Annotated in this window: 19 protein-coding genes; 16 read left to right on the forward strand and 3 right to left on the reverse strand. The window is 31.3% G+C overall.

What is annotated here, in order from left to right; all coding sequences use genetic code 11:
* Positions 1-447 precede the first annotated feature (447 nt).
* Complete coding sequence (locus AAC069_RS05685; protein ID WP_339919836.1) at positions 448-4,881, reverse strand: translocation/assembly module TamB domain-containing protein; 4,434 nt, start codon at positions 4,879-4,881, stop codon at positions 448-450.
* Between the two features lie 204 nt (positions 4,882-5,085).
* Here AAC069_RS05685 and tsaD point away from each other — a divergent pair, with 204 nt between their 5' ends.
* The 8 genes from tsaD to AAC069_RS05725 all read left to right on the forward strand — a co-directional run bounded on the left by tsaD (position 5,086) and on the right by AAC069_RS05725 (position 13,548).
* Positions 5,086-6,108: a tRNA (adenosine(37)-N6)-threonylcarbamoyltransferase complex transferase subunit TsaD gene (gene tsaD / locus AAC069_RS05690; protein WP_339919514.1), complete on the forward strand. Its 1,023-nt coding sequence runs from the start codon at positions 5,086-5,088 to the stop codon at positions 6,106-6,108.
* A 3-nt stretch (positions 6,109-6,111) separates the two neighbouring features.
* Entirely contained in the window at positions 6,112-6,819 is a 708-nt protein-coding gene (locus tag AAC069_RS05695; RefSeq protein WP_339919515.1) for a 16S rRNA (uracil(1498)-N(3))-methyltransferase, read from the forward strand.
* Between the two features lie 109 nt (positions 6,820-6,928).
* Positions 6,929-7,567 carry a DUF4159 domain-containing protein gene (locus tag AAC069_RS05700; RefSeq protein ID WP_339919516.1) on the forward strand — a complete coding sequence of 213 codons (639 nt, stop codon included), beginning with the start codon at positions 6,929-6,931 and terminating at the stop codon, positions 7,565-7,567.
* A gap of 439 nt (positions 7,568-8,006) precedes the next feature.
* On the forward strand, positions 8,007-8,951 hold the full coding sequence (locus AAC069_RS05705) for a zinc metalloprotease (RefSeq protein ID WP_339919517.1): 945 nt from the start codon (positions 8,007-8,009) through the stop codon (positions 8,949-8,951).
* Between the two features lie 723 nt (positions 8,952-9,674).
* Positions 9,675-10,625, forward strand: a complete 951-nt coding sequence (locus AAC069_RS05710) for a zinc metalloprotease (RefSeq protein WP_339919518.1) — start codon at positions 9,675-9,677, stop codon at positions 10,623-10,625.
* A gap of 78 nt (positions 10,626-10,703) precedes the next feature.
* On the forward strand, positions 10,704-11,795 hold the full coding sequence (locus AAC069_RS05715; protein ID WP_339919519.1) for an AI-2E family transporter: 1,092 nt from the start codon (positions 10,704-10,706) through the stop codon (positions 11,793-11,795).
* A 2-nt stretch (positions 11,796-11,797) separates the two neighbouring features.
* Positions 11,798-12,979, forward strand: coding sequence for a class I SAM-dependent methyltransferase (locus tag AAC069_RS05720; RefSeq protein WP_339919520.1), 1,182 nt, complete (start codon positions 11,798-11,800; stop codon positions 12,977-12,979).
* A 2-nt stretch (positions 12,980-12,981) separates the two neighbouring features.
* The gene (locus tag AAC069_RS05725) at positions 12,982-13,548 is read left to right on the forward strand and encodes a hypothetical protein (protein WP_339919521.1); all 567 of its coding nucleotides are present in this window, start codon (positions 12,982-12,984) and stop codon (positions 13,546-13,548) included.
* 1 nt (position 13,549) lies between these two features.
* Here AAC069_RS05725 and AAC069_RS05730 read toward each other — a convergent pair whose 3' ends face one another.
* Entirely contained in the window at positions 13,550-14,209 is a 660-nt protein-coding gene (locus AAC069_RS05730) for a M15 family metallopeptidase (protein WP_339919522.1), read from the reverse strand.
* Positions 14,210-14,445: 236 nt separating this feature from the next.
* Here AAC069_RS05730 and AAC069_RS05735 point away from each other — a divergent pair, with 236 nt between their 5' ends.
* From AAC069_RS05735 to AAC069_RS05770, 8 genes are all read left to right on the forward strand, one after another.
* Entirely contained in the window at positions 14,446-15,729 is a 1,284-nt protein-coding gene (locus AAC069_RS05735; RefSeq protein WP_339919523.1) for a tyrosine-type recombinase/integrase, read from the forward strand.
* Positions 15,730-15,845: 116 nt separating this feature from the next.
* Positions 15,846-16,610, forward strand: a complete 765-nt coding sequence (locus tag AAC069_RS05740; RefSeq protein ID WP_339919524.1) for a hypothetical protein — start codon at positions 15,846-15,848, stop codon at positions 16,608-16,610.
* 82 nt (positions 16,611-16,692) lie between these two features.
* Positions 16,693-16,962 (forward strand): helix-turn-helix domain-containing protein, encoded by a 270-nt coding sequence (locus AAC069_RS05745; protein WP_339919525.1) that lies wholly within the window; start codon positions 16,693-16,695, stop codon positions 16,960-16,962.
* A 9-nt stretch (positions 16,963-16,971) separates the two neighbouring features.
* The gene (locus tag AAC069_RS05750) at positions 16,972-17,532 is read left to right on the forward strand and encodes a hypothetical protein (RefSeq protein WP_339919526.1); all 561 of its coding nucleotides are present in this window, start codon (positions 16,972-16,974) and stop codon (positions 17,530-17,532) included.
* A gap of 10 nt (positions 17,533-17,542) precedes the next feature.
* The gene (locus AAC069_RS05755) at positions 17,543-18,475 is read left to right on the forward strand and encodes a hypothetical protein (protein ID WP_339919527.1); all 933 of its coding nucleotides are present in this window, start codon (positions 17,543-17,545) and stop codon (positions 18,473-18,475) included.
* Positions 18,476-18,505: 30 nt separating this feature from the next.
* The gene (locus AAC069_RS05760) at positions 18,506-19,177 is read left to right on the forward strand and encodes a hypothetical protein (RefSeq protein WP_339919528.1); all 672 of its coding nucleotides are present in this window, start codon (positions 18,506-18,508) and stop codon (positions 19,175-19,177) included.
* Between the two features lie 92 nt (positions 19,178-19,269).
* Complete coding sequence (locus AAC069_RS05765; protein ID WP_339919529.1) at positions 19,270-19,539, forward strand: hypothetical protein; 270 nt, start codon at positions 19,270-19,272, stop codon at positions 19,537-19,539.
* 15 nt (positions 19,540-19,554) lie between these two features.
* Positions 19,555-22,896 (forward strand): tape measure protein, encoded by a 3,342-nt coding sequence (locus AAC069_RS05770; RefSeq protein WP_339919530.1) that lies wholly within the window; start codon positions 19,555-19,557, stop codon positions 22,894-22,896.
* Positions 22,897-22,947: 51 nt separating this feature from the next.
* Here the strand turns inward: AAC069_RS05770 and AAC069_RS05775 are convergent, their stop codons facing one another.
* The gene (locus AAC069_RS05775) at positions 22,948-23,217 is read right to left on the reverse strand and encodes a helix-turn-helix transcriptional regulator (RefSeq protein WP_339919531.1); all 270 of its coding nucleotides are present in this window, start codon (positions 23,215-23,217) and stop codon (positions 22,948-22,950) included.
* Positions 23,218-23,359: the final 142 nt, after the last annotated feature.

Consider the following 23,359-nt stretch of genomic DNA (forward strand, 5'->3'; position numbering starts at 1 on the left):
AATTTAGAAAACATAATGCACTTTTTACGTTATGTTTTTATTAAATTAATCAACTACACTAAATTCAAACGTTTTCGTTAATAAGTTTTCGAAAAATCATAAAAAACACTGTTTTTTTTAATAAAAGTTAATTTATTTAAATATTATTTGCTAATTAACTACTATTTAGCAAAAACAGGAGCTAAAGGAGCTTAAAGCAAAAGAACTCTAATGCAATCCTAAACCATTCTTTTTCGTAATAAAAGTACGTATCGGAAATGAAGTAATAATTAGTATCTATTTCCAAAAAAATAAGAATGTGATATAACCACGCATCCTTACGTCAAGCCACATGCTATCTATCCATGCCAATATATTTCCATAATAACTTCAGGGAGAGTATTAATTAAACACGCAACAAACTAAAAAAACAATGTTGCTTAAAGATTCACACAGAATAGAATAACCTTAATCCTCCTCCGGGATTATTGCTTCATTGTTTTTCTTGGGAGTTTCAGTTTTAGGACTCTTAGGCTTAGAGAAATTTATATATTCTGGCGCTAAGTTCGAATCCTGATATTGCTGAGTAAAAGTACTTTCTACTCCTAATTTTTGATTTTTAAATATTTTATTAACCAATTCTTTAAATGTATCAAAATCTACTTCGTAAGTCACCCCTACTCCTTGAGTATATCCAATTCCTTGTCCAATGTAATTAATATCATTTTCGCGGTTAAACAAACGTAAATTAAGAGTTCCATCTTCATTTACCCTGTATTGGATTTCTAAATCCCCGACAATTGCCGACTCATTAATCCCACCGAATGGTACACCTACTTTTCCGTTAATTGTGATTCTCTCATTCACTTTTGATGAAATCGTAGCGACAAATCGTCCGTCAGTTTCTTTACCTATTCTTCGATCTGCTGAAATATAATTAAGACCAACTTTGAATTTTTCATTATCTGATTTTATAATCCCACCCAATAAACTGGAGGCGGTTTCAAACAAACTTCCTGAGAAATCAGACTGACTTACTCCTTCAGGACTTAAAAACCCACCTGTTGATAATAAATAAAGTGCTTGCGTTTGTCTGATGTCTTTGTCATTCAATTTGTATTGAATCTCTGATTTTAAGACACTGCTCACTGTTGGGAATTCAATATTAAAATCAGGTTCAGGACTGGCTAAATCCCCACGAATTCCAATAACTACCTCTACCGGTACTTTTCTATTAAATGATGAATTTTCTAATAATACTGCAGGGTTGGCAATCGTTTTATACACGGCTTCCAAATTCAGTTGTGCTTTCATTGGGTTTCCTTCCCAAGAAATTGAACCACCTTTCTTAACATCAAATTTCTTATCAATTAATCCACCATATTTAAAATTATAAGATCCCTCATATGCCTGGAAATCACCCCACATATTAAATTTCCCTAAAGTATTAATCTTAAACAATAAGGATCCAAAACCTCTCCCTTTAATTCCATGTCCTGAATTACGATCTAAAATTACTTCCACTTCGGCATCATCTGTGATATCAAGATCAAACTCTAATTCTAATCCTTTATACTTCCTACTATCTTCAACAATTCCCATCTGGATATTATACTTCTCCTTGGCAGTCAAAAAATGAACAAAAGAATTATCACTAACACTTTCAGCATAATTTATCGGAATTTTGACTTCAGTACCCTTCTCTGATTTTGCCTCTACTTTAATGAATAAACCATTCGTTGGCCCTTTTATGGTAGCATTACCATCTATAAATGCTGTTCCATAATATGCTGCATCTTCCTTATCCACAGTATTTAACACCAGTAGCCTTTTAGTACTTACCGCCAAATCCAGTTTCCAATCTCCAAAATTATTATGCTCGATACTCCCGTTTAAAACTCCCTTTGTTCCAAATTTTGAATCAGTTAAGGTATTGTTTCTGAACAAGAACTTTTGACCAACAAGATCGATTACCGATCTGTCATTTAATTCATAATCTACATTCAAATAAGGAATTGTCAGACCAGTCTTTTCAACATATAAACGTCCATTAATTGCGGGCTTTTTTAAATTACCCTGAATCGTAGCGTTTCCACTAACTAGTCCTCTTATATTTGAAATTACATCTCCTCCTAATGAGCTTAAAATTCCTAAATCAAATTTAGCAAATTTCAATTTCATATCAAGAACCGTTTCTTTATCAATAATTTGGAAATTCCCAAAAGCATTAAACAATTCAAAATTTTCATTTTCTAAAAAGGAATTTATTGTGAATTTTTCCAAATTCTGGTCCCCTTCAATATCAAATTTCAAATCACCAAGATCCGTTTTATTTATATTCAAATGGTCTATAACAAGTGAAGCTGTAGGTTTGTAAATTGCTTTATTCTGTTTAAAACTTATATCTCCGTTTATATTTCCTTGAAAAACAAATTTATCGTCTTCCGGTGTTATCTTATAGAGATCAACATCTTTAAAACTTAGTTTTAAATCCTTGTTTGTATTGTCTTTTATAGTTCCTTTTAAAGATATAGCTTGATCTTCATGAGATAAAACGATATCATCTATCTTGAAATTTTTAAATGACTTGTCAAAAACAATTTGATTATTAGGTGTTTCCTCTTCATTTAAAAACCACAGATAATCCTTAAATTTCATTTCGGATTTACTTAATCCTACAACATTATCGTTGTCCTTATTAATAGTATGGTATAAATTCAGATTAAAATAATCTTCTCCTTTTGGCCCACCTTTAAATTCTGACCTAAAGAATAAAGTATCCTTCATCGTTATATTTATAAGACTAAAATCACGGATTTTATAATATTTGGTTTTAATACTGTCTAGTTCAACATAAGCATTGTAAAGTGGGTTTTTATTATCGATCGAGACTCTGATATTATCGAACGTATTTTTAGCTGCTACAATTTGCGGTGAATTAAATTTTAGTTTAAATTCTTGCGTATCTGATTTTATGTTCCCTTTTACAACGGTATTTGACCCAATAGCAATTTCAGGATACAATAATTCGATAATTTTACTGTAAATCGTAAAATCAAACTTTAAGAACTGTCCTTTACTAACTTTGTTGGGCTTGAAATTAGTATATAAACTCCCCAAAGAATTCTTAACTAAATTCCCGAGTTCGCTAAATTGAAATTTCCCTACAATTTCACCTTCAATAATATCAGGAGAGTTTACGGTGATTGTTCGAACTCTGTCCGTATCAAAACTGGAGTTAACATTAAAATCATCAAAATTATAAGTGTCTTTTCCATTTTGATAAGAAGTCTCTTTTATATAGACGTTTCCTTGTAAGTTTTCAATTGAATTCCCAGTAACCTGAACAATTACATCTCCCTTAAAAACTGACGTGGAATCTTTAACAAACTTCAACTTGTTTAAGTCGGCATTTTCTACATTGATATGAAAATCATATTTGTTTTCTTTATTACTTAAATCCAATAAACCGTCAAAGTTCATAATAAGATTAGGGTCGTTTATCGAAATCTGCCCCATGTAATTAGGCGCTTTAAAATTACCGTTCACGACTACATTAGTGTAGGTATAATCATTAAAATCAATTTTAGAAACATCTCCTCTAAGTGCTGTATTAAGATATTTCTCTGTAAATCCTTTACCATCTACATCAATGTTCATTGTAATTTTTCCCAGATCTTTGCGGTCTAACAAAGTTCCCAAATCAAAATCTTCCAAAACAACATTACCCATATAAGAAGCTTTGTCAATAAAATCAATACTTTTCATACTAAAGAACGATTTTACGCTCCCTAAGTCGGAATCTAATGTAAAATCAGCATCAATGGCAGTAACACTTAACTGCGAATTACCTACTAAAGTAAATCTGCCCAATTTTTTTAGTTCCACTGGTAATTTCTTTCCTAAAATATTAGGAAGTATGGTTACCAAATTATCATAACTACTTGATATTCTGGCGAACTCGCCATCCATATAGAACTTCTGATTAGCGTCACCAAATAAGTTTTTGAAAACTATTGAACCATCAATACGAGTATTGTTTGAATCAGCTAGATTTAGATTTTTGATGTTCAGCTTATTTAATGGCCCTTTAACATCAGCATTTATTTTGAAAAATTGGTTTTTACCTAATTCATTATAAAAATGTCTAATGTCATTGGTAGCAATTTGCGAGGGCTTAATTTTAACATCAAAGTTCACCTTGTCCGTGAAATTTGAAAAATCACCTGCTTTATAATTTAGAATTACGTTAGCCTTGAATTTTGATTCTTTAGTAGTCAAATCAAGATTGCCAAATTGAATTTTCTTTTTAGTATAAGTAAAGTTAGAACTCATATTTACAACATACAAACCACGATGATCAAGAAAAGACATTTTAACTATGTTTGTCTTTAAATCTGGGCCATAGAGTAAAAAATTACTAAGAGTAGTATTTAATTTTGTGAAATTAATGTCAACTGGATTTGCTTTATTTTCATCTGTGACACTAAAATGAGCGTCAGTAACGTAGGCATTATCAACTTTTAACAAAAATTTCCTTGTTGAGGGCGTGTCACTATCGAAGGCATTTATAAACTGATCTAAATTAGTTTGTTTTTCATTCTTATATAAATTAATTTTAAACAACAGACCATCAAGTCTGACATCTCCAAAAATCAAATCCCCATCTAGAATTTTTTTCCCTTCTAGTATGTTAGTATTTACAATTTTAGAAAAAATTAAAGTATCTTTATGATGATCTAATATTAAAACATTTTTAAATTTTACGCCTCCAAAGGCAGACACACGAACTGCTTCAATAGAAATATTTGTTCCAAAGTCTTTATTAATACTATTTGTAAAATGCTGTGCTATTTTTGTCTGAACAAAAGGTATCGAAAGTGCGATACCGAGTAATAGTATGAGCACAATTATCCCCAGAATGAAACGGAAAAATATTTTAATGAATTTTTTGATACCTATTGTTGTTTTATTTTTATCTTAAAATATTATTTTGCCCAAGGAAAGAGCGGCACCTTTAATAAAAATTCTTTAATTTTGGCTGCGCCGTAAAATTATAAAAAATAAAATCGGTTTGTAAATATAATTCAAAATTTGTGCCTTTTTATGCAAAATTCCGAGGTTTTTATTCTTGCTATCGAAAGTTCCTGTGATGACACGGCAGCTGCCGTTTTACACAACGACAAAGTACTGTCCAATGTTGTGGCAAATCAGCTCATTCATGCCCAATATGGCGGCGTTGTACCAGAATTAGCTTCACGCGCGCATCAGCAAAATATTGTTCCTGTTATTGATGCGGCACTTCGTAAAGCAAACATCAGCAAGGAACAACTGTCAGCAATTGCTTTTACCCAAGGTCCCGGATTAATGGGTTCGCTTCTTGTAGGTAGTTCTTTTGCTAAATCAATGGCTTTAGCCCTAGAAATTCCTCTTGTTTCAGTAAATCACATGCATGCTCATATATTAGCTCATTTTATAAATGAAGAAGGATTTGAAAAACCTAGTTTTCCATTTCTAGCTTTAACGATTAGTGGCGGACATACTCAGATTGTGCAAGTCAATGACTTTTTTGACATGACTATCATCGGAGAAACAACAGACGATGCTGTAGGCGAAGCATTCGATAAAAGTGCAAAAATACTAGGTCTTCCCTATCCTGGTGGTCCTTTAGTTGACAAACACGCTCAACTAGGAAACCCAAAAGCATTTGCATTTACTAAACCCAAAGTTCCTGGATTGAACTTTAGTTTTTCAGGTTTAAAAACGGCTATATTATATTTTGTACAAAAGAAAAAATTAGAAAATCCAGATTTTATCGCTGAAAACATAAATGACATTTGTGCTTCTATTCAATATAAAATTGTCGAAATCTTAATGGATAAATTAAAATTAGCTGTAAAAGAAACCGGAATTAATCAAATTGCCATCGGCGGTGGTGTATCTGCTAATTCTGGAATCAGAAAAGCCATAAAAGACGCAGAACAAAAATACGGTTGGAAAACATTTGTTCCAAAATTTGAATATACTACCGATAATGCTGCAATGATTGGAATTGTGGGTTATCAAAAATTTTTATCACAACAATTTGAAACTGCTGCTGTAGTTTCTAAAGCACGAATACAATTCTAAATTATGCAATTATTTTATAACCCCAATATAGACGCAACGACCGAAACCTTTTCTTTTGACAAAGAAGAAAGCAAACACATTATAAAGGTATTGCGTAAAAAAGATACCGATATATTATTTGTAACTAATGGTGAAGGCGATTTATTCGAAACTGAAATTACCCTAGCTTCTGACAGTAAGTGTACCGTAAAAATTATTTCTTTCGAAAAAAAGCCAAAATCAAAATACCATTTGCACCTGGCCGTCGCTCCAACAAAAATGAACGATCGATACGAATGGTTTCTTGAGAAAGCTACTGAAATAGGAATTCATGAAATTACACCTATTATATGTGACCGCTCTGAAAGAAAAGTGATTAATAAAGAGAGATTTGACAAAATCATTTTGACTGCCATGAAACAGTCTAATGAATTGTATCTTCCTAAATTAAATGAGGCTGTTTCTTTGAAAGATTTTTTAAAGCAAAAAAATGATGGTCTGCAATTAATAGCTCATTGTGAGGAAACAGATAAAAAAACGTTGAAATCAATTTTGAAACCAAATGAAAATATCACTTTACTTATAGGTCCTGAAGGTGACTTCTCCGAAAAAGAAATAACGATGGCAATTGACAATCATTATGTTCCTGTATCTTTAGGAAACACCAGATTAAGAACGGAGACTGCGGCAGTAGTCGCTTGTCATAGTGTTGCTTTTTTCAATGAAGAATAGCATTTTACAAAAATTATGCTTGTATAAAGAGGGAAAATTTATTCGAATATTATGGGGCAATGCGAACTGAAAATTACATATCACCTATAAGAATAATACGTATTATCATATGAAAAGAATATATTTTGTTTTACTACTACTCTCCATCTCATCCTTTTCTCAAGAAATTGCTTTAGTAAAATATAGTGGTGGTGGTGATTGGTACGCTAATCCCACTTCATTACCCAATCTGATTAAATACTGTAATTCAAATATTAATACTACCCTAAATATAAAACCCGCAACAGTAGAACCAGGGAGTCCTGATTTATTTTCTTACCCTTTTATTCATATGACTGGACATGGAAATGTTGCTTTTAGTGATGCTGAAGTCAGTAATCTAAATAAATATATGGTAGCAGGAGGATTTCTCCATATTGATGATAATTATGGAATGGATCAATATATTAGAAAAGAAATAAAAAAAATATTTCCAAATAATTCACTTATTGAAATACCCGCCAATCATATTATATTCCAGAAACCCTATCTCTTTTCCAGTGGATTACCCAAAATCCATGAACACGAAGGAAAACGTCCGCAAGCCTACGGTATTTTCATAGAAAACAGACTTGTATTACTTTATACTTTTGAATGTGATTTAGGCGATGGTTGGGAAGATGCAGAAGTCCATAATGATCCGGTATCGGTCCGTGAAAAAGCATTAAAAATGGGAGCAAACATAATAAGTTACATTTTTAACAATTAATATTTTTGTTAAATTCTACCATAAAAATTCCATAACTCCATTTTAAAAGAAACCATTTCTTCTCCTAATTTTATTTTTTTTTAGCCAAAAGACAGCTTTTTCTTTTTACAAAATAAAAAAAGCATCCCGCTTGATCCATTTAGTGACAAACTAAGATGGTCCTTTTGTCATTCATCATGACTAAAAAACACTTCGATTTACCTATTTTATTTAAATTACCGCCAGTATTTTCCACAAATAGAAGTTGACAAAACGTAAGATATATCGTTCTTTTTAGTTTGATTTTTTATGACTGAATTTTAAAAAAGCCCGCCAAATAAGCAATCCTAAATTTTTGTTAATTTATTTTTTGAATTTATTTTTTTTATTTGTGTTTTTGTTATAAAATTGCGGAATGGTTTCCAAAAACCATATTTAATTAACATAACCTACAGTTTTTATGAAAAAGATTATTTTATCTGCAGCAGCATTTTTAATGCTATTCTCTTGTCAAAATGACCAGACAGAATCAACTACAACAACAAACGCGATTGCGCAACGTGGTTGTGCATCACAAGAAGTACTTGCTGCGCAACTAGCCGCTGACCCCACTCTAGCAATCCGAATGAATCAAATTGAAGCCTTTACACAAAATGCTAAATTAACTGGCCGTTTAGTAAACGGGAAAGTTGAAATCCCTGTCGTAGTAAACGTACTATACAGAACTGCAGCTGAAAACATTTCTGATGAACAAATTCAATCTCAAATTGACGTTTTAAACGAAGATTTTAATGGAGCTAACGCCGACTACAATGATGTCCCAGCATTATTCTCTGGAGTAAAAGCAAATGTGGGAATAACATTTGTACTACAAAACATAGTAAGAAAATCTACAAGAACAACTTCCTTTTCTACTAATGATGCTATGAAAACTTCAAATAAAGGAATCGCACCTACATCACCTACAACAGTACTAAACATGTGGTCATGTAATTTAGGCGGTGGTATTCTTGGTTATGCACAATTTCCTGGAGGATCATCTTCAACTGACGGTGTTGTAATTGATAATAATGCATTTGGACGAGTTGGTACCGTTTCTGGAGTATACAACCTAGGAAGAACAGCTACACACGAAGTAGGACACTGGATGAATTTACGTCACATTTGGGGTGATGCTACTTGTGGAAGCGATTTAGTAGATGACACACCTTCGCACAATACTGCAAACTATGGTGTTCCAGCTTACCCACATTATAGCACATGTACTGGTACTCCGGTAGAAATGACAATGAACTATATGGATTATACAGATGACAGAGGTATGTACATGTTCTCTACTGGGCAAAAAAGCAGAATGGCTGCAATATTTGTCTCTGGTGGAGCAAGATCCGCTTTCGGTATCTAATTAGAACCAAATAAATAAAAACTAAAACTCGCTACTTGTTAGCGAGTTTTTTAGTTTAATACACCTTAAATATAAAATTGACTAAACGGATTAAGTTTAGTATTTCGTTCTATTTTTAATTACTCCTACGGTACAATGTATTACTACTGATTCCTTCCTTGCTAAAAGAAAAGCTCCACAACTATTTTATAGCTGTTCGATTGCTATCCAAAAACAGCTTTTATCCACATCATTTTCAATATCTACGAATACTAAAAAAAGCCAATAAATCTTAAATTACCTGAAATATCAGAACAAATCGGAAACACTTTGGTAAAATCAATGATTTTTTTAAAAAAAATATTAAACTAATATAAAGTCAATCTAGCATACTATAAAAGAATGAAATTGTAAGTCTAAAAGATACCGTAAAAAGACAACTATTAAAAAGACCTCAACTTCTCAAACAAATAAACCTTAAACAATTTAATAACAAACTATTACATAACAAAATAAACCAACTTAAATGTTTATAAACAGGATGAAATAGTTAAAATTAAAAATAGATTGACCTTAAAAAAAGAAGAATAAATATTACAAACATTCTGTTAAAACAGTGCTTGATAAAACCATTATTTTTAACAAAAAATTATAATTTCCTTGTCAATAATTTTTATATTTAAATAAATTGTTATAAAATTGTTATATTATTAACCAAAACCAATTATTTATAACAACTTTATTATGAAGAAAATTATTTTATCCGCCGCCGCATTCATGATGCTTTTTTCGTGTCAAAATGACCAAACAGAATCAGCAACTTCAACAGCAAATGCTATCACCCAGCGTGGTTGTGCATCTCATGAAGTACTAGCTGCCCAACTAGCCGCTGACCCAACATTAGCAATTCGAATGAACAAAATCGAAGCTTTCACTCAAAATGCAAAGCTAACAGGTCGTTTAGTAAACGGAAAAGTTGAAATTCCTGTAGTAGTGAACGTATTATACAATACTGCTGCCGAAAACATTTCTGATGCACAGATACAGTCTCAAATCGATGTTTTAAACGAAGATTTCAATGCTGGAAATTCTGATTACAATTCAGTACCTACCTTATTTTCTGGAGATAAAGCAAATGTTGGAATCACCTTCGTTTTAGAAGCTATCAACAGAAAATCTACTAAAAAGAAATCATGGGGAACCAGAGATACAATGAAAAATGGAAAAAGAGGCGGTATTGACGCAACTTCTCCAGATACTAAATTAAACATGTGGGTTTGTACAATTGGAGGAGGAATCCTAGGATACGCACAATTTCCTGGTGGAAATGATTCAACAGATGGTGTTGCGATCGATTCTAAATACTTTGGTTTATCTGGTTCTGCAAATGCACCTTATAACTTAGGTAGAACAGCTACTCATGAAGTTGGTCACTGGATGAATTTACGTCATATTTGGGGTGATACAACTTGTGGTGATGATTCAGTTTCTGATACACCTACACACAACACCGCAAACTACGGTGTTCCTGCTTATCCTCATTACAGTACTTGTGCTGGAACTCCAGTAGAAATGACAATGAACTACATGGACTATACTGATGATCCAGGTATGTATATGTTTACAAATGGACAAAAATCAAGAATGGGTGCTTTATTTCTTTCTGGTGGAGCTAGAGCTGGTTTCGGAATCTAAATTTAATTAAAAATATCAATACTAAAACTCGCTACTTGTTAGCGAGTTTTTTTTATCTTTATATCCTAAAAAAATTAAATGGTTACGTCAAAAACTATAGCAAACGGAATTTTAAGAGCAATTACCGTTATTGTATTGAGTGCACTTCTTCTTTATTTTCTATACCAAATCCAATCCGTATTAATATACCTAATAGTGGCGTTAATACTTACTCTAATTGGGAATCCGGTTTTAGATTTCTTTAGAAAAAGATTAAAATTTAATCACGTTTTTGCAACCATTGGTACCTTATTTATTTTCATGGTCATTATCGCTGGCTTTATAATGATGTTTATTCCGTTAATTTTATCGCAAGGTCAAAATTTGTCACTACTAAATACTAGTGCCATTGAGCAACAAACAATTCAATTAGTAAACCAAATAAGTGTGTTTTTAGAGAACCACCATATTGATTCATCAAAAGCATTAAGCGCATCAGAAATCAGCTCTAAAATAAATTTCAACATTATTCCCAATTTTTTAAATGCAATTCTGGCCACTATCAGTAGTTTCGGAATGGGATTAGCATCTGTCTTGTTTATAACATTTTTCTTTCTTAAAGAACGAAAATCATTTTTTACAGGAGTAAAAAAACTAATTCCTGACGACCATGAAGACCAAGTTCTGAATTCCTTAGAAAAAATAAACTCCTTGTTGTCACGTTATTTCATTGGTTTGTTACTGCAACTATTCATTGTTTTTGTTTTATACCTTACCGTCTTACTAATCTTTCGTGTTCCCAATGCATTTATCATAGGTTTCTTATGTGCTGTTTTAAATATCATCCCATACATAGGACCACTAATTGCGTCGGTTTTAGCAGCAATTTTAACGATGCTTAGCAACCTAGGAAGTGATTTTCAATCGGAAATTTTACCTACAACAATATATGTTTTACTTGGTTTCTGGATTGTTCAAGTTATTGATAATAATTTATCCCAACCTATTATTTTTTCAAAAAGTGTTAGTTCACATCCATTAGAAATCTTTCTTGTGATACTCATCGCAGGTTTCCTTTTCGGTATTTTAGGAATGATTGCTGCAGTTCCTCTTTACACCATATTAAAAGTGATAGGCAAAGAATTTTTTCCGGAGAATAAAATAATCCATCTTTTAACTAAAAACATTTAATTTTGGATTTAAACATACTAAATTCTGAAATTCAAGAATTTATAGATCGTAATATTGGCGTCAGCATTTCAAAATTGGCATTGCTAAAAAACCCATTTCCAGAAGTAGAATGGATTTCTATTTTGAATCAAATTGAAGCAAAAACAAAAACAAAAGATAAGCTACCTAATTGGTTCAACACCAAGAATATTATTTACCCCAGTAAAATTTCTATAGAACAAACTTCCTCAGAGAAAACAGCACTATACAAATCTTCTATTGTTTCTGGTGGTTCGCTAATAGATCTAACAGGAGGTTTTGGTGTAGATGATTATTATTTTTCGAAAAGTGTTACTACTGTTGACCATTGCGAAATTAATCCGGAATTATCTGAAATTGTAGCGCACAATTATATACAGCTAGGTATTGAGAATATCACTTGCCATGCTGGAGACAGCTTAAATACTTTAGAGTCATTAAACCAAAAGTGGGATTGGATCTATATTGATCCTTCCAGACGTAATGATGCCAAAGGCAAAGTTTTTATGCTAAAAGACTGCTTGCCAAACGTTCCTGATAATCTCGATAATTATTTTAAAAAATCGGAAGCTATTTTAATAAAAACAGCCCCTTTACTTGATATTTCGGCAGGCGTATTAGAGCTGCAAAATGTAAAGACCATTCATATTGTGGCTTTAGAAAATGATGTAAAAGAACTACTGTGGGAACTGCATAAAGACTACCTGGGAAAAATACAGATTAAAACAATCAACATACAAAAAGACAAAACAGAAACTTTTGATTTTATTTGGAATGATCAATCGCAGGCATCAAACTACAGTGTACCTCTCAACCACCTATACGAACCGAATAGCGCTATAATGAAATCAGGCGGGTTTGATGAAGTAAGCCATTATTATGCTTTAAACAAGCTTCAAAAACATTCTCATTTATATACTTCGGCAAATTTAATTTCATTCCCCGGAAGAATTTTTGAAATTAAAAACTGCATTCCATACAACAAGATAGAAATGAAAACTTTTCTACAAGATAAAAAAGCAAATATCACCACTAGAAATTTTCCCGAAACCGTTGAAAACATTCGTAAAAAATGGAAAATAAAAGACGGAGGAAACTCGTATTGTTTTTTCACTACTGACGAGAATAATAATAAAATTGTCTTAATTTGCAACAAAATACAATAACAATGAAACAGCTAGTTATAATAGTATTCTTATTCATAACAGGAAATCTATTTGCCCAAACACCATGTGACTATAGTACAAACGTAAATGATTCTATAGGAACTTATAAATCAACCAGAGAATACATGATCTCTGAAAAAAACTTTGCAGGAAATTCGAGCTATATTTTTTATTCGTTAGCCCTAGCTGACGGAACACCAATATTAAGTGTCCAAATTATTCAAAAAAGTAAAGGGTTTTTAAAAGCAAATTGTTTTGATAAAAATTCGAAACTGTTTTTACAACTACATAATGGAAAAATAGTGACTCTATTACATATCGATCAAGAAAATTGCGGCACCATGCTGCGGGATGACAAAGATTTCGACAATAGGGTTATGGTAGGGTCATTTATGTTTATGAAAGGTAGTCTTGAAGATTTAAAAAGTTCTCCTATTTCCTTGATGAGAATCAAGTATTTAACAGAAACTGAAGATTATGTAATCAAAAAAGAATTTCAATCGGAATTAAATAACGAAGTATATCAGCCCGAAAACTATTTCATTACTAATTTGAGATGTATCGAATAACTTATTCGCAATCCCATTTCACATTAGAAACTTTATCTTTTAAGCCCGATTTTAAATTATAATGCCACCATTCTGAATCGAAGGAATTGAAATTAACAGCAGTCATTATACTTTTTAATAGTATGCGGTTGTTTTTCACTTCTTCTGATAGCTTATCATAACCATGACTAGCTTCTTCTCCAAAAAAATCAAAGGGTGTCCCCATATCCAGTTCCTTGCCGTAAGCGTCAACTAAAGTGATGTCTACTGCTCCTCCTCTATTATGAATGGAACCCTTATCTGGGTCAGCTACATATTGTGGGTTAGAAACAATTTTCCACATTCTTTTTTGAATATCTAATGGACGATAACAATCAAAAAGTTTAATTCTATATCCCTTTTTAATAAATTCTTTATTAGCCTCAACTAAAGCAACGACTGTTTTCAGACGCAGAAAACATTCTGCGCAATCATAGACTTTTGCTTTCAAGAAATTATCCTCGGTAGCGTATTTCATATCGTAAACAAAATCATCACTATAATCCTTTAGATTGACAAAGGTAGTGTCATTTACAACAACAGAATTCTGTTGCTTCTTTATAGAATCTCGCTCCTGCGATTTACAAGAAATTATGGCAAAAAATAAAACGAATAGTAATAGTAATTTATTTTTAAAGGTCATGATGCTTTTTTTTTATAAAAATAAAACATTTGAAACTATTATAAACAAAAAAACCGATACTAATTAAAGTATCGGTTTTTGTGAAGGCAGAAGTTTCTGAACTTCTTATAACTTATTAATACGTTGACAACTCTAATTCAATAATAAAGCGTTGTAAATAAAGTATTTCTTATATTTGTTATCATTATGTTTTTATAACGAATACTAACATAAATGGCAACGTAAATGGCAACGATATGAAATACACCTTTAAACTCAAAGAACCAAATTCGGAAAAAGACACTCTGATTCTATTTTCGTGTTTCTTCAAAGATGAAAACAAAAAATTTATCTATTCCACCGGTGAGAAGATCAATCCTAAAAACTTTGATTTCAAAAATAAGTTTCCTTTTACTAATGGAACTAACAAGTCAAAGTTTGCAGAAGGTATCAAAATGCAATTAAACAGATATTCCGATTTGATGTTGGAAACCGAAAGCCAGTATAAAAAAATAAAAGAAGCGTTTACAACGAAAACTTTGAAAAAAGTATTTGATGACGAATTTAAAAAAACACCTTCTGGAAAGAATATCTTTTTTGATGCTTATGATGAATTTACAGCAAATAAAAAAGATACAATGCAATGGTCAAAAGGAACCGAAAAAAGATATCAAAACATTAAGAACATCCTTAAAAAGTTTGAAGAAGCAAAAAATTACCCTTTGACATTCACTAAAATTGATACAAATTTTTATAGTAAGTTTTCTTCTTATTGCATGGATGATCTGAAACATATAAACAATACTTATTTGAAAAATTTAGGTTTTTTTAAAACTTTCATGTTCTGGGCACTAAAAAGCAAATATACCTACAACAATGCATTTGAGATCTTCAATAATGATGACAATGGAAAATCAATAATAAAACCAACACTTACAAAACAAATTGCTTTAACTATTGACGATCTAAATAAATTAATGCAGCACGAATTTAAAAGCAAAAGACTTGAAAAAGCCAGAGATATTTTTGTTTTCGCTTGTGTTACTGGATTTAGATATGGTGAAATGACTTCAATAAATAGAAGTAATATAACCGATGATTATATCATTCTTAAGGAAGAAAAAGATGAAACAAAAGAAGCCAGAGAAATTCCACTAACAAGCCTTTCCAGGTATATTTTATTGAAGTATGATTATGACCTTCCGTTAATTACAAACCAAAAGCAAAACAAATATATTAAGGATTGTTTTGAAGAAATGGAATATACCCACAAAGTTGAAAAAGTTACTACCAAAGGCAAGGAAAACATCAAAGAAGAAATGATTTTTAAAGATCGTATTTCTAGTCACACAGCAAGAAGAACCTTTATAACGATGATGAAAAGACAAGGAAAAAGTGATAAACTGATTGCTTCCATAACTGGCCATACTGACATGAAAACCTTAAACGCTTACTATCAAATTAGTGAGCCGGAGAAGAAAGAAGCAATGGATGAAGTTTTTAAAATTGATATTCCTTTAAAGATTGTAGGAGAAAATTAAGCTTCTAAAAAACTACTTACAGATACCGAAAAGAAAAGCAACAATAATTTAGCAATGGAAATAGCCAACTATTTTTAAAATAAATTTTTATTATATAGGAACTAAATACTGGTAAAATGGAAGAAATTATATGTTACACATTTAATGAGTTCAAAAATAAATACTATACTTTGTTAGAAACATTTCTAAATGAGTGGGAAGATAATTCAGAAAAGGATTTTTTAACTAATCAGAAACAACTGTATAAAGAATGCATTAATAATACTTCAATCAAACATCGCGAAGATTTAAGTATAGAACAGTTAGAGTTTTTTAACGTAGAACCGTTAAGTAACTCATTTAAATGCATCCAAAGTAAAATTAGCGAGTCTGTTTTTTACTATTGGCACCCATATATGGATGAGATGCCATTATATCATGATACATTTCGTCTAAGAGTTAAAGATATTGATTTGTGTGATAAATACAATCGTAGTTTTAATATGATACTTGAATTTATTCAAAATAAAACACAAGAAATTGAAAACAATTTAATACCTCTACAAGCCGAAGGAGGTACCGAAACGGTACAACCTAAAATGTCTTTAGAAATAATAGCACTAAAATATGTTTATGAGAATAAATGTATTAATATTTCTAATCACAATGAAATTGCTAATAAATACAGGCACAATTCAGGTAAAAAATTATTACAGTATTATACTTTTTATTACGATAGAAACAACCGAAAAGCCAAACCTCATCCATCATATACACGTTTAACTCTAAATAATAAAATTAAAAAATTTGAAAAAGTTATAGCTTTACTTTCCAATGAATCAAAAAGTAAAGCTATCGATGAACTTAAAATACTTCAAGGCTTTTTAATAGATTTTGAATAAAAATAAAATTAGTAACTGGTTTTAACCAGTTCATACCTTTAAGTCGGTCTAACCTTTGTTAAAACTTAAAACAACAAAGGTTATGAGCAATCCATTTGAAGTACTAGAACAACGCTTATCAAATATCGAAAATTTACTACTCGATATTAAACACCCACCCAAACAAACCGAAAATAAACTTTATTCTGTAAAAGAATTGGCAGCTTATGCTGGAGTTTCTGAATTATCTATTCGAAACTACATTATAGAAGGTAAAATAAAAGCAAAAAAAATAGGTCGAAGAATCTTTATAGAGCAATCCCAATTTGAGAAAGGCCTTGAAGAAGTAAAATCCTTAAAGTATAAACGATAAATCAAAGCTATGAGTACTACAGATACCCAAAGCCTTGATTTTGATGATTTAGAACAAGGCAAAATTACGAAAATAAGTTATAGTGAAGCCGATAGTATTAAAGTTCTGGAGAAGCTTGCTCTTCAAAAACTCAAAGAATACAATCCGGACAATCATTACTCTCCAGAACTTAGATACTCAGATAAAACTTCAAACGAAGCTGCAAAATGCATAATTGATTATATACTTTTCAACGATAGCCAAGCTGAAAGGGTAAACTACAGATCATTTATTAAGAATAATAGAAAAACACCGACTTATACACTGGGTGCTATAGCTATTTGTAGCAATGAATGGATCTATAGAATCCGTAAAAGAGAAGCTGTTTATATCCACAGTGTTATAAATAGAAAATTTGTTAGGATTGAGGTTAAAATTGAAGCTACAGGAGACAATAACCATCCAAAAGGACAAACTACCTATCAAAGTAAAATTAAAGTAGCTGAAAGCTATTATTTGACTGTAAGCAATTTTACTGATTTCTATAATTGGCTAAATGATTTTTATCTAGAACAATCTAAAAACTCTTAAAGTTATAGCCATGGGTAAAAGACTGCCATATTTTCAATTCGAAGTAGCGGAATGGCTCGCCGGTGATATAATGTTTTGCTCATTTGAAGCGCAAGGACTCTTCGTTAACCTGATGGCTTTGTATTGGCAAAAAGACTGTGAATTGAACCTAGATCAAGCCATTAAAAGATTAAAAAGTGATGAAATGTTTAAAGAGTTGATAGATGAAAAAATAATCAAAATCGACTCAGGAAAAATTAGCATCAATTTTCTTGACGAACAGTTTTATAAAGCTTCAGAGAAATCTAGAGTTAATTCAATGAATGGATCTCTAGGAGGAAGACCTAAAAAAGAAATAGAAAGCGAAAATAAACCGAACGGTTTTAATTTGGTTTCTGAAAGCAAAAGCGAAAAAAAGCCAATAAGAGAAGATAAGATAAAAGAAGAGGAAATAAAAGAAAATAAGATAAAAGAAAGTATTCCTAACGGAGTTGTTGATTTAAAAAATCAAAGTATAGATACTAAGATAGATTTTGATAAAATTATTTCTTTTTTTAATTCTAATAATGGCAATCTACCAAAAGTTAAAAACCTATCAGATCCCAGGAAAAAAAGACTTTTAGTTTTAGAAAAAAAACACGGCAAAAAATCAATTCAGACAGTTATTGAAAAAGTACGTGATTCGAATTTTCTACAAGGTGAAAATAAGGACAATTGGATTGCAAGTTTTGATTGGATTTGTAAACCTGAAAATTTCATAAAAATTTTAGAAGACAATTTTATAAACAGAGTAAAACCAAATAACGGATTTACAAACACAACCAAAACAGCATATAAGTTTGATGCAGATCGAATTATCGAAACCCATGCTAAACAATATAAAATGGCCAGTGTCGATTCAGAAAAGATTGTTCCGGATTATACCGATTATTTTGAAAATGGAAATATCCCTGGAAAGTATTAAAAACAGTAATTAAATAAAAACAAAGAAACCATGAGCAACAAAAAAGAAAAAAGAAAGCTTTTAAAAGAAGATCTTGCTTTTTGTGATAAAATCACAAATGATTTAGTAAAGTTTACTCCAGTACTTCAGGAGATAAAGCGAAGTTATGAAGCCTTAGAATTAGGCCTTTTTGATAACACCATATTTCAAAAATTGAAATTAATAGGGCCATCAGAATATATTAAGCTCTACGAGGATAATTTGAATGCACAACTAGATTCGCTGAAAATTACTTCAAAAATTATTAGACATAATATGATGGCCAGCCATACCGATATTATTGATGCTTTGAAGGTATCAGTAGAAAAGGCAAAGGGTTTTAGTCCTAATATTTATGGTTCATGGACAGGTTTGTTATCTGTGAAATTCATTTCGTTTAATGGATCGTTTATTATTTCTCCAGAAAATAGAGAAGCTATTTTAGAGACTTATTGTCGAGTTTACATTGATGAATCTGATTTTACAGCATTAGATATGGCCAAAGAACTTGAATCAGCGTATAACAAATATTTAAAGTATCTCGAAGATCAAAATGTTCTTAATATTAATAAGTTCGATTGTTTGGATTTACTTTTTGACTGTGAGCACGAAAAAATTAGTGTTGATTATGACAAATTAAAATATTTAACTACCTGTAATCAAGCGCATAATAAATATAATTAGTAACTCAAATAGGGTTTGCTTAACGTGAACCCTATTTTTTGTTCGTAAAACTAACTTTATAATCATTCTAAATAATAAATAGTTTAAAAAAGATGAAAGACAATTTGACCATAGAAGAATTACTAGAATTCGAAACATTACTTGTAGAAAAATGGGAAAATCATGTTTTCTCTCCTATTAGAATTGATGAAAAATTCAATGTGATCTTAACTAATGATTTAGAAATAAAAGAATTATTAGAGTATTCTTTTAAAGAACATTTCCACATAATTTATCAGACAATCGCAATAGATTATAATGCTTTTAAAATCATTCAATTGCGATATTTTAGAAACAATGACACAGTTCAAATAATCACTTAAAAATAAATAAAACACATGGGAAAAGATGGATTAATTACACGAAAAGATATTATTGAAGACCAGGCACTAACCATTGGTACTGAATATGCTAAAAATATGCAACCTGCTATTGAAGCCAATAAGCAATTGGTGGCTTCATTGAAAGAAATGGCACCGTTGATTAATGTTTTTAGAAAAGCGGATAGTCAGCAAGCTTATTTGGAAGCAAAACAAAAGGAGAATATTATAACCCTTCAAGCAATAAATGCCAATAAGTTGCTTGAAGCGTCGGAATTGTCATTAGAGAAAATAAAACAAGCTAAGTTAAAAACGGATAGGGATTCTTTGACGGTTCAAAGCAAAATTGAATCAGCAAAAAAGACAAATACCAAGCTTACTGTTGATGAGCGTTTGCAAAACGAAATAAATAATCGTGCTTTAAAACAGGAAGCTAGGGAACGATTAGGATTGGTTGGAGCTTATGAAAAATTGAACCGTGCCCGAACAGAAGCTAAAAATAAACTTCGCGAATTATTAAGCGCTGAAAGTTCTTCAACTGCTGAAATAAAAAAGGCTCAAAAAGAATATGATATTCTTGATTTAAAAGTTAGAAAAGCTGATAGAGCAGTTGGAGATTTCACTAAAAATGTAGGGAATTATGGTGGTAAATTTGGATCTTTTACCTCGGGAGTGTCGAACCTTATAGGAGCTTTTGGAATTGTTGGGGGAGTATCTCTATTGGCTACCGTTGTAAAGGATGTATTTGATACTACAAAAGAGCTTCAGTCGCTTGATTTAGCATTAAAGGCAGTTACCGGAACTCAAGAAGAATTTGCTAATCAACAATTATTTTTACAATCTATTTCTCAAAAATATGGGTTAGAACTTAAGAATCTTACTAAGCAATTCATATCGTTTTATGTTGCCGCAAAAGACAAAATATCAGGAAATGAAATTCAAGAAATTTTTGAGAACATATCAAAGTCAGGGAGTGCATTAGGATTGAGTAATGAAACTCTAGAGCGCTCATTTCAGGCAGTAAATCAAATGTTATCAAAAGGAACAGTCGCAAGCGAGGAGTTACGAGGACAATTAGCTGAAGCAATGCCTGGGGCAGTTCAGGCTATGACAAAAGCAGTTCAAAAACTACATCCAGAATTAAAAAACCTTACTGAAAAAGGACTTTTTGAGATGATTAAACAAGGTAAAATTTTAGCTAGCGAAGTATTGCCAGAAACATCCCGTCAATTATTACTACTTACTGGAGCCGATAAAGCCGAAGGGATAGAAACATTGACAAAATTAACCAATCGGTTTTCTAATTCATGGACAAATATGATCCGTTCAATTAATGATACTAATACAAGCGGTTTTGGGGTTTTTGTTAAGAAAATAACATCAGGACTTACTAATATCATTGATTTTACAGCTTTGCTATTTAAAGATGAAAATCAATTGACAGCTTACTTTCAAAATATAGGAAAGCAGAAAGGTTTTGAAGAATATCAGGCAATTATGAAAAATATTGCAAATACATCTAAGGAAAACATAGAATTAACTAAGCGTGAAATATTAACAAGAGAGCGTGAAAACATTAGGGTAAATAAAGCAATTATTAAAGCCGAAAAAGAGAAAAGAGAATCTATTTTAGGAGGGGATAGGGCTTTAGGTCATCTTCAAACCAAACTAGAAGAAGATGCTTTAGTTCAAATAGGGAAATCAGCTGAGAAAATAAAACAAATAAAAGAAGGTGCTGCAGGAGTAACTACTAAAAACAAAAATGCGGGTCCAGAAGGAGATAACGAAAAAGAAAAAGCAGCAAGAGACAAAGCTATTCGGGATAAATTATCAGCTGAAAAGAAACTGAATGATGATCTATATAACCTAGAAAAACAACGTTTAGAACGAATGGTTATCATTAACGATGAGATAACTAAAGACGACACACAAACGGACGAGATACGCATTGCTTCAGCTGTTCAAAGCAATAGAAAACAAATTGAATTGACAGAGTTAACTAAAAAGCATTCTTTAGATGCTGATAAGTTTGTTGTAGACGATAAAGACAAATTATCTTCTAATGAAAAAATAAGGATCAAAGAAGATACTGCTAATAAAATTGTCGACATTGAGAAAAAAACATCAGATGAAATTAACAAGATAAACGAGTTTGATACTAAGTCTTATGAGGCAGGATTATTAAAAAAAACGACTGATATTGAAATAGCATCCAATAAAGCTGTTGCTATTGAAAATGAGGAATATAAAAAAATATTAGACAATAAATTATTGAATGATAAGGAACTTGAAGATGCCGCCAAAAAACATGAAGAAAAGTTATTCAACATAAAATTAGATGCTTCAAAAGAATTGGCAAAAATGCTTATTGATAATACAAAGTTAGAATTAGAGGCATATAAACAACAAAGCGATGGCTCTGAAAAATCAAATGCTTTTATCCTTTCATTGGAGAAGAAACTGTATGAAGCAAAGGCTAGGCTTTCCGAGTTAGGACTTGAAAAATTCAAAGACGGGGAAGATAAAAAAGTAATGACAGCTAAAGAAAAAGCGGAACTTACTTTGGAAATAGCGATGGAAGTGACAGGCGAACTATCTAATCTTGCCAGTGCTTTTTCAGAAGCTAAAATTCAAAAAATCGATGATGAAATCTCCAAAAATAATGAGTATTACGATAAGCAAATAGAACTAGCCGGTAATGATGAGCGACAAAAGGATGCTTTACAAAAAGAACGTGATAAGAAAAATGAAGCGTTAGAAAAAAAGAAAAGAGCAGCACAGCATAAACAAGCTGTATTTGATAAAGCTATAAATATTGCAATGATTTCTATGGCTACAGCTCTTGCTGTAATCAAAGCATACACAGAAGGGGATCCATATACCAAAGTAGCAAGATCAATTATAGCTGGTGTTGTAGGAGCAATTCAATTAGCGGCTGCAATAGCCACTCCGATTCCTAAATATAAAATGGGTCGTAAAGGTGGTCCTGCTGAGGTTGCTATTGTAGGTGATGGTGGAATTCCCGAGGTAGTTTCTCGTCCCGATGGTTCAGGTGCCAGAATTACGCCAAACCAACCAACGCTTACCTTCTTACAACAAGATGATGTGGTCCACAAATCGATGGCTGATTTTCATCAATACAAACGAAATGTAATTCTAAAAGGATTTTATAAAGAAAAAGAATTGGCTAGTAATTTTCATTTGATTGATAATAATCAAAATAGTAATCCTGAATTATTAGATGAACTAAGAAGAACTACAGAAGCTATCAAAAAACTAAAAACAAATGTACAAGTAATCAACAAGATTGATTTTGATTACGAAAATTACCGAAGGTCTAACATAAACTGGAGAAGGTAACAGGAACAATTATAACCTTCCATTACGGAAGGTTATAATTTTTAAACTATTCTAAATTTTTTTCAACTCTCCAATAGGAATATAGGATCCTTCACGAAATGAAAAAATAGTTTCGGTTTCAGTTTCTTTAGTAGGGACAAACAGTTCTCTAACATCAACGTCTAAAACTTCCGCAATTTTAATTAATAAGTCAGATTTTGGAAAACTATTTCCCTGGACAATGTTTGAGATACTAGCCGGTGTTACTTCAACCTTTGCAGCTAAATCTTTTCCGGATATACCTTTTTCAATCAATATTTCTTTTAGTCTTAAAATGCTCATGATTTTATCATTTAATATTTATACAAAGATAGATAATTATAGTAATACTAAATTATATTAAAAATAATTATAGTGATATTTGTATTTAATTATAGTATTACATACATTTGGAAAATAATAATTATAGTATTACTAAATATTA

It is taken from the genome of uncultured Flavobacterium sp. (genome assembly GCF_963974175.1).
GTDB lineage: Bacteria > Bacteroidota > Bacteroidia > Flavobacteriales > Flavobacteriaceae > Flavobacterium.

Bases quoted from the DNA above. Each gene is read 5' to 3' on its own strand.
- tsaD (WP_339919514.1), top strand. From the start codon at position 5,086: ATGCAAAATTCCGAGGTTTTTATTCTTGCTATCGAAAGTTCCTGTGAT.
- AAC069_RS05695 (WP_339919515.1), top strand. From the start codon at position 6,112: ATGCAATTATTTTATAACCCCAATATAGACGCAACGACCGAAACCTTT.
- AAC069_RS05700 (WP_339919516.1), top strand. From the start codon at position 6,929: ATGAAAAGAATATATTTTGTTTTACTACTACTCTCCATCTCATCCTTT.
- AAC069_RS05705 (WP_339919517.1), top strand. From the start codon at position 8,007: ATGAAAAAGATTATTTTATCTGCAGCAGCATTTTTAATGCTATTCTCT.
- AAC069_RS05710 (WP_339919518.1), top strand. From the start codon at position 9,675: ATGAAGAAAATTATTTTATCCGCCGCCGCATTCATGATGCTTTTTTCG.
- AAC069_RS05715 (WP_339919519.1), top strand. From the start codon at position 10,704: ATGGTTACGTCAAAAACTATAGCAAACGGAATTTTAAGAGCAATTACC.
- AAC069_RS05725 (WP_339919521.1), top strand. From the start codon at position 12,982: ATGAAACAGCTAGTTATAATAGTATTCTTATTCATAACAGGAAATCTA.
- AAC069_RS05730 (WP_339919522.1), bottom strand. From the start codon at position 14,209: ATGACCTTTAAAAATAAATTACTATTACTATTCGTTTTATTTTTTGCC.
- AAC069_RS05735 (WP_339919523.1), top strand. From the start codon at position 14,446: ATGAAATACACCTTTAAACTCAAAGAACCAAATTCGGAAAAAGACACT.
- AAC069_RS05740 (WP_339919524.1), top strand. From the start codon at position 15,846: ATGGAAGAAATTATATGTTACACATTTAATGAGTTCAAAAATAAATAC.
- AAC069_RS05745 (WP_339919525.1), top strand. From the start codon at position 16,693: ATGAGCAATCCATTTGAAGTACTAGAACAACGCTTATCAAATATCGAA.
- AAC069_RS05750 (WP_339919526.1), top strand. From the start codon at position 16,972: ATGAGTACTACAGATACCCAAAGCCTTGATTTTGATGATTTAGAACAA.
- AAC069_RS05755 (WP_339919527.1), top strand. From the start codon at position 17,543: ATGGGTAAAAGACTGCCATATTTTCAATTCGAAGTAGCGGAATGGCTC.
- AAC069_RS05760 (WP_339919528.1), top strand. From the start codon at position 18,506: ATGAGCAACAAAAAAGAAAAAAGAAAGCTTTTAAAAGAAGATCTTGCT.
- AAC069_RS05765 (WP_339919529.1), top strand. From the start codon at position 19,270: ATGAAAGACAATTTGACCATAGAAGAATTACTAGAATTCGAAACATTA.
- AAC069_RS05770 (WP_339919530.1), top strand. From the start codon at position 19,555: ATGGGAAAAGATGGATTAATTACACGAAAAGATATTATTGAAGACCAG.
- AAC069_RS05775 (WP_339919531.1), bottom strand. From the start codon at position 23,217: ATGAGCATTTTAAGACTAAAAGAAATATTGATTGAAAAAGGTATATCC.